This is a genomic window from Oceanobacillus sp. FSL W7-1293, from assembly GCF_037969815.1.
GTDB classification, from domain to species: domain Bacteria; phylum Bacillota; class Bacilli; order Bacillales; family Amphibacillaceae; genus Oceanobacillus; species Oceanobacillus oncorhynchi.
Genome location: NZ_CP150212.1, coordinates 1,209,168 through 1,221,416, shown reverse-complemented (window position 1 = coordinate 1,221,416; position 12,249 = coordinate 1,209,168). Strand labels below are relative to the sequence as shown.

The 12,249-nt window shown below is 36.1% G+C and carries 16 protein-coding genes; 12 read left to right on the top strand and 4 right to left on the bottom strand.

Features of this window, described 5'->3' with window-relative positions; translation table 11 throughout:
* Positions 1-4: 4 nt before the first annotated feature.
* Positions 5-229: a helix-turn-helix transcriptional regulator gene (locus MKY65_RS06125; protein WP_339183242.1), complete on the bottom strand. Its 225-nt coding sequence runs from the start codon at positions 227-229 to the stop codon at positions 5-7.
* Between the two features lie 161 nt (positions 230-390).
* On the opposite strand from MKY65_RS06125, the gene MKY65_RS06120 reads away from it, so the two are divergent.
* The 9 genes from MKY65_RS06120 (at position 391) to MKY65_RS06080 (ending at position 5,844) form a co-directional block, all read left to right on the top strand.
* Positions 391-783 (top strand): helix-turn-helix transcriptional regulator, encoded by a 393-nt coding sequence (locus MKY65_RS06120; protein WP_339183240.1) that lies wholly within the window; start codon positions 391-393, stop codon positions 781-783.
* Between the two features lie 45 nt (positions 784-828).
* Complete coding sequence (locus MKY65_RS06115; RefSeq protein WP_339183238.1) at positions 829-1,824, top strand: hypothetical protein; 996 nt, start codon at positions 829-831, stop codon at positions 1,822-1,824.
* A 33-nt stretch (positions 1,825-1,857) separates the two neighbouring features.
* A complete protein-coding gene (locus MKY65_RS06110) occupies positions 1,858-1,944 on the top strand; it encodes an SHOCT domain-containing protein (RefSeq protein WP_339185138.1) in 87 nt (28 codons plus the stop codon).
* Positions 1,945-1,957: 13 nt separating this feature from the next.
* Complete coding sequence (locus MKY65_RS06105) at positions 1,958-3,322, top strand: hypothetical protein (protein WP_339183237.1); 1,365 nt, start codon at positions 1,958-1,960, stop codon at positions 3,320-3,322.
* Between the two features lie 32 nt (positions 3,323-3,354).
* Complete coding sequence (locus MKY65_RS06100; RefSeq protein WP_339183235.1) at positions 3,355-3,555, top strand: hypothetical protein; 201 nt, start codon at positions 3,355-3,357, stop codon at positions 3,553-3,555.
* Positions 3,556-3,671: 116 nt separating this feature from the next.
* Complete coding sequence (locus MKY65_RS06095; RefSeq protein WP_339183233.1) at positions 3,672-4,157, top strand: ImmA/IrrE family metallo-endopeptidase; 486 nt, start codon at positions 3,672-3,674, stop codon at positions 4,155-4,157.
* Positions 4,158-4,193: 36 nt separating this feature from the next.
* The gene (locus MKY65_RS06090; protein ID WP_339183231.1) at positions 4,194-4,472 is read left to right on the top strand and encodes a hypothetical protein; all 279 of its coding nucleotides are present in this window, start codon (positions 4,194-4,196) and stop codon (positions 4,470-4,472) included.
* Complete coding sequence (locus MKY65_RS06085) at positions 4,469-4,639, top strand: hypothetical protein (RefSeq protein WP_339183229.1); 171 nt, start codon at positions 4,469-4,471, stop codon at positions 4,637-4,639. The genes MKY65_RS06090 and MKY65_RS06085 overlap by 4 nt, the downstream gene beginning before the upstream one ends.
* Positions 4,639-5,844 carry a tyrosine-type recombinase/integrase gene (locus MKY65_RS06080; RefSeq protein ID WP_339183227.1) on the top strand — a complete coding sequence of 402 codons (1,206 nt, stop codon included), beginning with the start codon at positions 4,639-4,641 and terminating at the stop codon, positions 5,842-5,844. Before MKY65_RS06085 ends, MKY65_RS06080 begins: the two co-directional genes overlap by 1 nt.
* Positions 5,845-5,918: 74 nt before the next feature.
* Here the strand turns inward: MKY65_RS06080 and groL are convergent, their stop codons facing one another.
* Entirely contained in the window at positions 5,919-7,553 is a 1,635-nt protein-coding gene (gene groL, locus MKY65_RS06075; protein WP_339183225.1) for a chaperonin GroEL, read from the bottom strand.
* Positions 7,554-7,614: 61 nt separating this feature from the next.
* Positions 7,615-7,896: a co-chaperone GroES gene (groES, locus tag MKY65_RS06070; RefSeq protein WP_339183223.1), complete on the bottom strand. Its 282-nt coding sequence runs from the start codon at positions 7,894-7,896 to the stop codon at positions 7,615-7,617.
* A gap of 317 nt (positions 7,897-8,213) precedes the next feature.
* Between groES and MKY65_RS06065 the strand changes: the two genes are divergently transcribed.
* Both MKY65_RS06065 and MKY65_RS06060 read left to right on the top strand, forming a co-directional pair.
* A complete protein-coding gene (locus tag MKY65_RS06065; RefSeq protein WP_339183221.1) occupies positions 8,214-8,918 on the top strand; it encodes a type II CAAX endopeptidase family protein in 705 nt (234 codons plus the stop codon).
* Position 8,919: 1 nt separating this feature from the next.
* Complete coding sequence (locus MKY65_RS06060; RefSeq protein ID WP_339183219.1) at positions 8,920-9,114, top strand: DUF4305 domain-containing protein; 195 nt, start codon at positions 8,920-8,922, stop codon at positions 9,112-9,114.
* Positions 9,115-9,233: 119 nt separating this feature from the next.
* On the opposite strand, the gene MKY65_RS06055 is transcribed toward MKY65_RS06060, so the two are convergent.
* Entirely contained in the window at positions 9,234-9,869 is a 636-nt protein-coding gene (locus tag MKY65_RS06055) for a redox-sensing transcriptional repressor Rex (RefSeq protein WP_339183218.1), read from the bottom strand.
* A 355-nt stretch (positions 9,870-10,224) separates the two neighbouring features.
* Here MKY65_RS06055 and MKY65_RS06050 point away from each other — a divergent pair, with 355 nt between their 5' ends.
* On the top strand, positions 10,225-12,159 hold the full coding sequence (locus tag MKY65_RS06050) for an ABC-F family ATP-binding cassette domain-containing protein (protein WP_339185136.1): 1,935 nt from the start codon (positions 10,225-10,227) through the stop codon (positions 12,157-12,159).
* Positions 12,160-12,249: the final 90 nt, after the last annotated feature.

The following is a 12,249-nucleotide window of genomic DNA, read 5'->3' as shown; positions in this document are numbered from 1 at the left end:
TGTGTTATATTGCATTAATTGCAAGTTCATCATCAAAAAAATATTCAATTGGTAAATCGAAGTAATTGGCTATAGCGTGAATCTCTTCGGCGGAAAATTTTTGCGCTCCTGACTCTTTTCTGTGATATGGATAAAGAGATTTTAATCCTAATAAATTCGCCATATCTTCTTGGGATAAACCTTTATTTTTACGTATATCTTTTATTTTTTTCAGATTTACTTTCTTCATTCAATCACCTCTTTCTATTGCACTTTTTGCAATTCGTTAACCAAATTATATATTGCATTTTTTGCAATGTCAATAGTTTTAATGCATATTTTGCAATTTATATTTGCAATAACTGCAAAAATGATATATTAGGTATAACTTAAAGCTTGGAGGAGAAGGCTTTGGATAATATATTAGGAAAAAGAATTAGAGCGACAAGAGACAAAAAGAATATAAAACAAAATGAATTGGCGAAAGTACTTGGGGTGACTCCTTATCAATTATCAAGATATGAAACAGGAAAAACTAAACCTGACCCTGACCTAATAGCTGATATAGCTGATCATTTGGAAGTAACTACTGATTACTTACTGGGAAGAACAGACACTCCAGAATCATTCCAATATTTACAAGCATCCGGTAGAGCGAATAGAAGACTTGATTATTATAAAGACAAAATAGCCACAGAATATCCGGATGTAGATTTAATGTTCAAGGATTTAGAATCATTCACTGCTGAGGAAATGAAAGAAGTATATGAATACATCAAATTCAAAAAGAGCCAAAAGAAATAGAGAATGGCTTTGATATAGATAATATTTAATTGAGGGGTCGATTATTTGAAGAAATACTTATTTTTATTGATAGGAATGGCGATGCTTCTCGCGGCTTGCGATGATAGTTCTGAAGGTGATACTTCTGAGGAAGAAAATAACGGATCTCGAACCGAAGAGATTGCTGCAGAAATAAATAGTGAAGAAGCGAATACAGAGGAAATGGGTAAAAGGGATGCGTTATATTATTTAGAGGAGATTACAAAGAGTTCTTTAAATATTTCTTACCTTACTGATCGTGACGGAGAAGCTGAGATAAAACAACTTTTGACAGAAGGAATAGATAATATAGATACTGCCATTGAAGATATAGAGAAAAATTTTAATTCTGAGGACCCTTTAACTAAAGAAGTTGTAGAAGTTGCCGATTTTGTGAAAGAGTCTTCTGAGAAGTATCTTGATGATAATGATTTTGAAGCTCTTTCTAATGCATCTGGAGAAATTGGATATATGGTAGGTGTAATAGCCCGTAATTATCTTGATAAAGAACTCCCTCCTACAATAGCAAGAGTATCAGAAGATTTTAGTGAAGTAGATGAATCTGAAAGTAATGATAAAGGTCAATTAGATAAACAAGTAAATGAAGAGTTAGAAGATTTCATCGAAGAATATAACCGCTACGGTTCACAGTTAGATGGGTTTGAATTACTCGATCCAAATGCCTTTGAAGATAGACAAGAAACTGAATTCGGAACATCTCAAGTATTACACTCTTCGGATGATTATGTAATAAGAGTTGCTTATGACAGCGACAATGAAATAAATAGTTTTGCTGTAGGGGTAGTTGATAATGAATCAGGAAATGCATTTTCTTCTCTATTTTTTGTTGGAGAAGTCTTGGGAATAAATAATGATAGTTTAGTAGTTGCTATGTCAGAAACACTTGACGAAAGACGTAATCAATATAATTTCAGTGAATCAGGTTATAAAGTTACGATTTTTAATGAATTAGAAAATCAGTCATCAGAATTGACATTATCAGTGTGGTTTGAAAAAGAGTAATTAAAACAACAAACCACATCAGCATCAGATGAAATCAAGAAATATAAAAATCTATTAGATGCAGGAGCAATCACTGAAGAAGAATATAACCAAAAGAAAAAGCAATTACTAGATTTGTAGGGGGCGTTTCTAAATGGATTTTGATTATTTTAGAGACATTAGTAAATTAATGGAGTCCGATCCTTCACAAGCTATTGAAAAGTTAGAGAGATACGAAAACAATTCAAAAAAATATCCGGTTAATTTGCATTATGCATACAACGAAATAATTAAAATCTATTACAAAAGAAGAGATGACGAATTTTTCCTAAATAAATGCATTGAGATTTGTAAGAAAGATATAGAATTATATCCATTGTTCAAGGAAAATTATATTGATAGCGAACTCAAAAAATTGCGACAAGCCATTAGCGTTTATGAAGAAATGGAATCAGATATGGGTTTAGATATGACGTCGAGAATAGCTGAAACAAAGGAAGAAATTAAAAACTTTGTATATCCTGATTTTTTTATCCCTTCTTTTAGTAAATTAGCTATTATTTATGAAAAACAAAAAGAATACGAAAAAGCTATTGAAGTATCTAAGTTAGGTTTGGAATATGGGCTTAGCGATGGCACGCAAGGTGGTTTTGAAGGTAGGATAGATCGATTAAAAAAGAAACTTAAAAATCCACCAAAACCAGTAAAACCTCCATCAGACATAGCTATTAAAAAGCAAGCAGAATTAGAATCAGCATCTACTAATATTGTTAGTAAACAGCATATGAATAATCAAAAAGGCTTTATGATTACTTTCTCTAAATCAACTTCTAAAAATTTTGAACGAGCTTTATCTCTTGCGCAACAGGCTGATCAGTTTGAAATCTCAACTCATAAAAATCAAGAAATCTATCAAGCACTGTTTCATCACGATAACTATTTAAATTTCATTACACTATATGAGTTAATAGGTAACTGGAAGTCAACTTTTGTATTTAAAGATGGAGAAATGATGGATAGAAAGGTGCTAGGGCAAATAAATTATTGCTACGGGGACAAAATAAGGACAGGCAGCGACTCTTTTTGTTATGGAGCGTCTATGTTTACAGAAAACCCTTTTGGTTGTCACAGATTAATGATTCATTCTGGACAACGGCCATGGTATGAGTGGAAAAGAGGAGAAGATAACAAGTATGTATACATAGATAAAGAATCCATGAGAAAGCAAATTGATGAAAGAGCAAAAATATATCATCATTGCCCTGCTTTTAATTATAACAAAATAATGGCTGTATTGAATGATTTACCTAACAAAATTGATAAAAATTCAAATTATTACAAGTCATTACACGAAAGAAATCATGTTCATAATATTACTATAAAAATTGATACTGAACAAAAACCACCAATAGAAACTACTAAAAAAGAAACAAAGAAGAAAACAGGTTGCGCTTCAACAGCATTACTATTAATTTCTGTACCCGGAATCGTTTTGAGTTCGATTTATTACCTTTTTTAAAATATGTCAAAAGAGAAAAGTAGGTGGTAATAGTGAAGTTCAAAAAACCAAGGTCTCCTATTTCTAAAGCGAAATCTAGTGTAAAAAGAAAAGTTAAAAAATCAGTGACACCTGGTTATGGTAAAGGCGGAGCAACTGCTATAAGCAATCCTAAAAAATATGTTAAGAAAAAAGTGCTTGGACAACCACTTTCAAAAAAGAAGAAAAAAGGAATTTTTTCGTTGTTTAAGTAATTAACATTTAGACAAAAAAACTATAAAATTTAATAAATCAACTGAGGGCGTATTTAGGTACGTCTTCTATTTTAACCTTGAAACGAACATACATTCTTACAATCGGGGGTTTTAGTTTGTATTCTCATCTAGAAGATTACATTTATGAATTATATTTAAAAATTGGCATCACCAAACCAAGTGAGTTGGACATGCAAGTAATAGCTAAAAAATTAGAAATAGAGATTTTGGATAAAAGGAAAGCATACATGCTGGATGGTGAAATATTTTTAGAGCCTGGAACAACTAGAGAGCAATGGATGGAGTTTGGTCATGAAATTTGTCACTACCTAAGGCATTGCGGCAACCAATTAAACATGCACCGATTGTTTATTGACCTGCAGGAATACCAGGCGGACTATTTCGCTTATCATTTTTGCGTCCCTACATTTATGCTGGAAGATTTAAAAGTTAATTGTGTGGCCGACATTATGAAGCATTTTAATGTAGATTGTGAATTTGCGTTAAGACGATTAGAGATGTATGAAAATAAACAAATCGATTATAACCCGAATTATACTGCTTATCAAATAGCGGAAAATCAAAACAACAGACACTATTAAATAATTATCAAAACTAATTACAAGGAGTGCATCATTATGCTAAGAGATAGAGAAATAAGAAATGGAGAAGTCGGAATCTTTTTAGAGGAAATGCTTGAGATTGCAAAGAAAACCAACCAGCGAGGAGTATTTATAGAATTGAATAAAATACTGGAAATGCTAATTGGTCATTATTTTATGGGTAACAACTACGAGAATGACGGCATGGAATGGTCACGTGAAGATTCGAAAATTATGGCTTACCAATTATTAAACACGTTGCATTTTAATCAAATGATTTTGGAAAAAGACAAAAAGAAAGGTGGTTTATCATGAAAATCACATCACTAGAAGATAAAAGAAAACAGAAAGCGATGGAAGAAATAGTGGTGCTACCTGTTTATGATTCAATACGGGTAAATGATGACGGTGAATTAGTTGGAGAAATAGTAGCTTATAAAGAAGTTCCAAAATGTATTTTAGAGGATGAAGGTGATTTATAATGGCAAGCTTTAAAAAGTACAAAACAAAGAGTGGTGAAAAATGGTTATTTAAAGTTAGAACAATTCATGATCCAATAACCGGCAAAAAGAAACAAACTACAAGGAGAGGATTTGATACTAAACCGGAGGCAGAAAGAGCTGCAAGGGAACTGTTAAATGACCTTGATTTAGGAAAAACAGTTTACGACAACCCTATTACTTTTAATGAGTTTGCAATGAAGTGGCTGGATATCTATGAAAAAGAAAGAAGTGTTAAACCGGGAACTAGACGCATAAGACAACACGAAATCAATAATCTTAATACACACTTTGAAAATATTCGTATGATTGATATTACTTGGAATGTCTATCAAGAAGCATTGCATAAATTACAAGACAAATACGCTTATCAAACCGTGCATGGCATCCATACTACCGGGAAAATGATATTTAAAAAAGCAATGCAATTAGAAGTGATTAAGAAAAACCCTACAGAATATGCGTATTTAACGAGAAAAAAGAAAACAGTTGAAGAATTAGAAACAACGGCTTACTTACCAAAATATATGGAGAAAGGGAAACTGGCATACTTTTTATTAACTGCAAACAGTGAAGGTCTCGACCTTGATTTTGAGGTATTTTTAACATTAGCCTATACAGGGTTACGCGTTGGAGAAATGTGTGCTCTAAAAGAAACAGACTTGATAAATGAAAACGGCCATTATTTTCTAAAAATAACCAAGACGTATTACAATCCTAAAAATAATATTATTGATTATCAAATTTTCACACCAAAAACAGAAAGCTCTGTCAGAACTATTGATATTGACAATAGAGTTGTTAAAGCCATCAAAGAAGTAATAGAATTAAATCATCAAATAAAAAACGAGGTCGGAGAAGAATATCATGACGAAAACTTTATATTTGTTAATCGGAATGAGAATTATGGGTATCCTATCTATCCTAAATTAATCGATTCTCGAATGAAACGAATCTTAAAGAAAACAAAGGAATTGAATCAAGAGTTATCTCCACATACATTGAGACATACTCATACTTCCTTATTAGCAGAGGCTGGCGTTCCGTTAGAGAGAATTATGGAGAGGTTAGGTCACTCTGATGATAAAACAACAACCAACATTTATTTGCATACAACTGAAGAAGTAAGAAAAAGAGACTCCGAAAAATTCGGAAGTCTCATGAATAATTTACTTGATTTTTTATGAAATGTGGTCAAAATGCGGTCATTTTTATTAGTATACCGCTTAAACCATTGCTGTATCAGCGTTCTGCGAATGACTTACATCATCCCAGGCATGCCGCCCATTCCGCCCATGTCAGGCATTCCGCCGCCGCCAGCATTTTCTTCTGGCTTGTCAGCAACAACTGCTTCTGTAGTTAAGAACATTGCTGCAACAGATGCTGCGTTTTGAAGCGCGTAACGAGTTACCTTCGTTGGGTCTACGATACCAGCCTCAACCATGTTTACCCATTCGTCTGTTGCTGCATTGTAGCCGATGCCTACTTTTTCGCCTTTTAGACGTTCTACAATGATAGAACCTTCCAGTCCAGCGTTATGAACGATTTGACGAACCGGCTCTTCTAGTGCACGAAGTACGATGCTGGCACCAGTTGCTTCGTCGCCTTCTAAGCTGAGTTCACTTACTTTTCCATGGATGTTCACAAGGGCAGTACCGCCACCAGGAACCATTCCTTCTTCTACACCTGCACGCGTAGAGTTCAGTGCATCTTCAATGCGAAGTTTACGTTCTTTCAATTCTGTTTCTGTAGCTGCACCAACTTTAACGACAGCAACACCGCCAGCTAATTTTGCCAGACGTTCTTGTAATTTTTCTTTATCGAAGTCAGAAGTTGTTTCTTCTGCTTGTGCACGGATTTGTGCAACACGGCTGGAGATTGTTTCTGGGTCTCCTGAGCCTTCTACGATTGTTGTATCATCTTTGGTTACGACAACTTTAGAAGCACGTCCTAATTGCTCAATGCCTGTTGATTTAAGATCCAGTCCAAGGTCTTCAGTAATTACTTCTGCACCAGTCAGTACAGCGATATCCTCAAGCATTGCTTTACGGCGGTCACCGAATCCTGGAGCTTTCACAGCTACCGCGTTGAATGTACCGCGTAATTTGTTTACTACTAAGGTAGCAAGTGCTTCGCCTTCAACATCTTCTGCAATCATAAGAAGCGGTTTGCCTTGTTGAACAACTTGTTCTAACACTGGCAGTACTTCTTGGATATTTCCAATTTTCTTATCTGTAATCAAGATATATGGATCTTCTAGTACAGCTTCCATTTTATCTTGGTCAGTAACCATATAAGGAGAAGAGTATCCGCGATCGAATTGCATACCTTCTACTACTTCAAGCTCTGTGTTGAAGCCTTTTGATTCTTCAATGGTGATAACACCGTCATTGCCTACACGTTCCATTGCTTCTGCAATCAATTGGCCTACTTCGCCGTCACCTGAAGATACAGCTGCAATTTGAGAAATTGCTTCTTTGCTTTCGATTGGCTGAGAAATGCCTTTTAATTCTTGCACTGCCAGCTCAACTGCTTTTTCGATACCGCGGCGGATGCCAACTGGATTTGCACCAGAAGTTACGTTTTTAAGTCCTTCACGAATCATTGCTTGAGCAAGTACAGTTGCTGTAGTTGTACCGTCACCTGCAACGTCATTTGTTTTAGATGCTACTTCGGATACAAGCTGCGCACCCATGTTTTCAAATGCATCTTCTAATTCGATTTCTTTTGCAATGGTTACGCCATCATTTGTAATTAATGGAGAACCAAATTTTTTATCTAGAACCACGTTGCGGCCTTTTGGTCCTAAGGTTACTTTTACTGCATCTGCTAAGGTGTCCACACCACGCAGCATTGCGCGTCGTGCGTCTTCACTAAATTTAATGTCTTTAGCCATGTTAATCTTCCTCCTTCAAATTGATTCACGGTTTCATTAAAGATTCATCGTATATTTTTGATTAGCCTACAATCGCTAAAACATCATTTTCACGAAGAATTAAGTATTCTGTACCTTCATATTTCACTTCGGTACCAGCAAATTTAGAGAAAATAATGCGGTCTCCTTCAGAAACTTCCAGTGCCACTTTTTTCCCATCTTCCACACGTCCAGATCCTACTGCAACTACTTCACCTTCTTGCGGTTTTTCCTTTGCAGAGTCTGGAAGTACGATTCCGCTTGCTGTTGTTTCTTCTTGTTCAACAAGTTTGATAACAACACGATCTCCTAATGGTTTAATCATGTAGAATTGCCTCCTTAATCCCAAATAATTTTATTTTTTATTAGCACTCTATACACTTGAGTGCTAACTCCAATTATTATAATAATTAATTCTTAGAAAAAATGCAAGCAGGATGATGAGGAATTTTTAGAAAAACTTGTATTCGTTTACTTTTTGAAGATAACTTCTACTTTTCACTTTCTGCTTTCCTATTTTAACCCCTGTTTATTTTCTTTTTCAATGTTTCATGCATGATTTGATGTACTTTTGATTATAATTTTCAGTAACAGTTGTGTTAGAATATATCCTATGGCGATAATAGTTGAAGGAGCGTTTTTATGACTCGAAGATATACATATGTCATTCTCACATATATCATTATGCAATTTTCTGTTTTACTTATGGCACCGCTGATTACATCCATATTTGGTTTGAATCTTGCGCTTGCCAGTATTTATTGGTCTGTCTTTAGTTTCACTATTGGCCTTGTTATTGTTCTCTGGCTCTTAAAGCCTGATATGCAGGTCCGGACTCATCCCGATGCTGTCGGGGTCGGCGGTATTATTGTCTGGTCTGTTCTAGGGATTATTATGGCGCTTCTTTCACAGGGGCTGGCTGCCACCATTGAGATGGAGCTATTTGGAATCGATCCCGGTTCAGAGAATACCCAAGGCATTATGAATATGGCACGGGCTGTGCCAATTTTTATTGTTCTTCCGGCAATTTTGGCACCTATATTAGAAGAAATCATTTTCCGGAAAATTATATTTGGTTCGCTGTATAAAAAAATGAACTTTTTCTTTGCGGCTTTAATTTCTTCCCTTATTTTTGCCGTGATTCATACAGATTTTCTGCATATACTAGTATATGCTGCGATGGGCTTTGTTTTTGCATTCCTTTATGTACAAACAAAACGAATTCTTGTACCTATCATTGTACATGCCGGGATGAACACCCTTGTCGTGCTGGCTCAACTTTCCTTAGATCCAGAAGAAATTCAAAAACAGCTTGACCAATTACAACTCATATTCTTTGGAGGTTAACATGCATCAGCCTTATTTAGTAAAAGCCATTCTTTATGTTTTATTCGGTGTTTTATTTATTTATGTCGGGGTTCTCAGCAAGGGAGAATCCGTCTGGGATACAGTCCCCCTTATATTCGCCGGATTTGCAGCTTTAACCTTCTATGCCGGCTTCCGGATGCTGCGATTCTATTTTAAAGTAAAGAATAAAAAATAAAAAACTAGCTCTTAGGCAGGAAGCTTCTTAAATTTAGAAGTTCTGTAAAGAGCTAGTTTTTTGTAATTAGAAAAGTAGAAGATTGGTTAAGAAAACACTATGGAGCTTCTGTGCATCCCCTACTCCTCTTCTAAGGAATAATGCTTCAAAAAGTATACAAGTGATTGCAATTCTACTGTTAAATCAATGTGATGAACGCGAATATAGTTTGGAACGGTAATACGTGCCGGCGTGAAATTAAGAATACCTTTAATACCGAGCTCCACAAGGCGGTTCGCAGCGGCATCTGCTTCTTCTGCAGGTATTGTTAAAATAGCAACTTCAATTCCGCTTATTTTATCCTCTAATTCATTCACATGATAAACGGGAACACCGCCAACTTCCGTGCCTACCTTGGATTCATCCGTATCGAATGCCATCGTGATACGAATATTATTGTTCTTTAAAAAGTTATAATGCAAAAATGCAGTTCCCAGGTTTCCAACACCAATTAAAGCAACATTCGTTATCTCATGCTGGTCCAGTGTACTTTTAAAGAACCCTAATAAATACTCCACATTATATCCGTATCCTTTTTTCCCAAGCGCACCAAAATAGGAAAAGTCTCTGCGGATGGTGGCAGAATCTACTTTAACTGCCTCACTTAACTCTTTGGAAGATACGCGCATCTTCCCTTGCTGATATAAATTATTTAAAAATCGATAATATAAAGGCAAACGCTTAGCTGTTGCCTGCGGAATTTTATTTTGTTCCATTTGAAACGGCCTCTCTTCAGTTACTAAGTATAGGAAAACTTACATGTTAACCTATTTCATATCCCCTCTAAGGATATTGCTATATTTTAAATTGTAAGCCTTCTTTATTTTGTAAATAACGCATTTATTCAATAGTACACACTCTATTATATAATTTTAACAGAAATACAGCCAACATAGCGAACTTTATTATAATTTTATTGTAGCTTCTATTTGGATACGTTACACTGATAGAAGGTATACTTTCCTTTTACAGGATGGTTCAAGAAGACAGGATAAGCAATAACATGCTCGTCACCTTATTTTCATGTGCTTTTTGAACAGCTTTTTTTACGAGTCAGAAAGGATGGCAACGATGATTTTAATGCAACTAAATGGAATCTCTAAATCCTTTGGAGCAGAAGAGATTCTCGCTAATATAAAAATGGAAATAAAAGATAATGAACGGATTGCAATAGTCGGCCGGAATGGAGCCGGAAAGTCAACACTTCTCAAAATCATGGCAGGAGAAATGCCTTATGACGGCGGTGAGATATTCCAGCCGAAAGACCTGACATTCGGCTACCTCTCACAGCATATGACGTTAGAGTCCGGAAAAACCATCTGGCAAGAGATGCTGGATGTATTTTCGCCTCTGCTTGCCATGGAGAAAAAATTACGTGAACTGGAAGCACAGATGGCAGACGCCTCCAATATGGAAGCATCTGATTATCAACAGCTGCTCGAGAGATATGATACGCTTCAAAATGAATATCAATCGAATGGCGGATATACGTATCAAGCGGAAATAAAATCTGTGCTCACTGGGTTGTCCTTTGGTGATTATGATTACGATACATTGATTACCGATTTAAGCGGCGGACAGAAAACAAGACTGGCTCTCGGGAAGCTTCTACTGCAAAAACCGCAGCTGCTTATTCTCGATGAACCGACGAACCACTTAGATATTGACACACTTACATGGCTCGAAGGCTATTTAGTAAGCTATCCAGGTGCTATCATTATTGTTTCCCATGACCGCTACTTTTTAGACAAAACTGTATCAATTGTTTATGAAATTTCCAGACACCATTCTAAAAAGTTCTACGGAACATACAGTAACTACTTAGCTCAAAAAGCGCTTGATTATGAGCAGGAGAAAAAAGAATTTGAAAAACAGCAGACAGAAATCAAACGGATGGAAGATTTTATTCAGCGTAATTTAGCACGCGCTTCTACGACGAAACGTGCCCAGAGCAGACGTAAAAAACTTGAAAAAATAGAACGTCTTGATCATCCTGCCGGGGATGAATCCTCCGCATCTATTTCTTTCCAGGTGAACCGTCAGAGCGGAAATGATGTATTAAAAATAAAAGATTTAACGTTTCAATATCCTGATACGGATCAGCCGATTTTTAAAAACATCACGCTACATGCTAACCGGGGCGACCGTATCGCATTGGTAGGCCCAAACGGTGTCGGCAAAACCACCTTATTAAAAAATATTGTCGGCAAGTATCTGGCAAATCAAGGCGAAATCCAGCTCGGGACAAATGTTCAAATCGGCTACTACGACCAGGAACAGGCAAACCTTCACTCAAATAAAACTGTTCTGCAGGAGCTGTGGGATGATTATCCATTAATCAATGAGAAAGATATTCGTACAATCCTCGGGAATTTTCTATTCTCTGGCGAGGATGTCTTAAAACCTGTATCTGCCTTAAGCGGCGGTGAAAAATCAAGGCTTGCTCTGGCAAAATTAAAAATGCAAAAAGCAAATTTACTAATCCTTGATGAGCCGACCAACCATTTGGACATCGACAGCAAAGAAGTATTAGAAAGTGCTTTAATTGATTTTCCGGGAACAATTCTTTTTGTTTCCCATGACCGTTATTTTATTAATCGAATTGCGGACCAAGTTGCTGAAATGCAAGCAAGCAGTGTAAAAATATATCTGGGCGACTATGATTATTATTTAGAGAAAAAAGCAGAGGAAGAGGAACGGCGGCTGTTGCAGCTGCAAAATCAGCAGAAGGAAATAGAAGAGCCGGCAGCTTCAGCAAAAAAACGCAGCTTCCAGGAAGAAAAACAGCGGCAGCGCGAGGAGCGCAAACGCAAGCGGCGGATTGAAGAGCTGGAGACAAGCATTGAACAGCAGGAGGAAGCTATTGCTGCCATCGAACTGGAGATGACCAAGCCAGACGTCTTTGATGATCATAAAAAGACAATGGAACTGACCGATAAATTATCGGCTTTAAAAGAAGAGTTGGATCATTTCATGGAGGAATGGGCAGAATTAGAAGAGAATTAAGCAATTGATATAATTTTCAGATTGTTGTATACTGAAAACAGGCAGAGTTAATGCCTGTTTTTTACTTAAAATTAAACAGTAAACTATCCA

Excerpts from the sequence above, each read along its gene's own strand:
- groL (WP_339183225.1), bottom strand. The coding sequence starts at position 7,553 with ATGGCTAAAGACATTAAATTTAGTGAAGACGCACGACGCGCAATGCTG.
- MKY65_RS06055 (WP_339183218.1), bottom strand. The coding sequence starts at position 9,869 with ATGGAACAAAATAAAATTCCGCAGGCAACAGCTAAGCGTTTGCCTTTA.
- MKY65_RS06050 (WP_339185136.1), top strand. The coding sequence starts at position 10,225 with ATGATTTTAATGCAACTAAATGGAATCTCTAAATCCTTTGGAGCAGAA.
- groES (WP_339183223.1), bottom strand. The coding sequence starts at position 7,896 with ATGATTAAACCATTAGGAGATCGTGTTGTTATCAAACTTGTTGAACAA.
- MKY65_RS06125 (WP_339183242.1), bottom strand. The coding sequence starts at position 229 with ATGAAGAAAGTAAATCTGAAAAAAATAAAAGATATACGTAAAAATAAA.
- MKY65_RS06105 (WP_339183237.1), top strand. The coding sequence starts at position 1,958 with ATGGATTTTGATTATTTTAGAGACATTAGTAAATTAATGGAGTCCGAT.
- MKY65_RS06065 (WP_339183221.1), top strand. The coding sequence starts at position 8,214 with ATGACTCGAAGATATACATATGTCATTCTCACATATATCATTATGCAA.
- MKY65_RS06060 (WP_339183219.1), top strand. The coding sequence starts at position 8,920 with ATGCATCAGCCTTATTTAGTAAAAGCCATTCTTTATGTTTTATTCGGT.
- MKY65_RS06090 (WP_339183231.1), top strand. The coding sequence starts at position 4,194 with ATGCTAAGAGATAGAGAAATAAGAAATGGAGAAGTCGGAATCTTTTTA.
- MKY65_RS06080 (WP_339183227.1), top strand. The coding sequence starts at position 4,639 with ATGGCAAGCTTTAAAAAGTACAAAACAAAGAGTGGTGAAAAATGGTTA.
- MKY65_RS06085 (WP_339183229.1), top strand. The coding sequence starts at position 4,469 with ATGAAAATCACATCACTAGAAGATAAAAGAAAACAGAAAGCGATGGAA.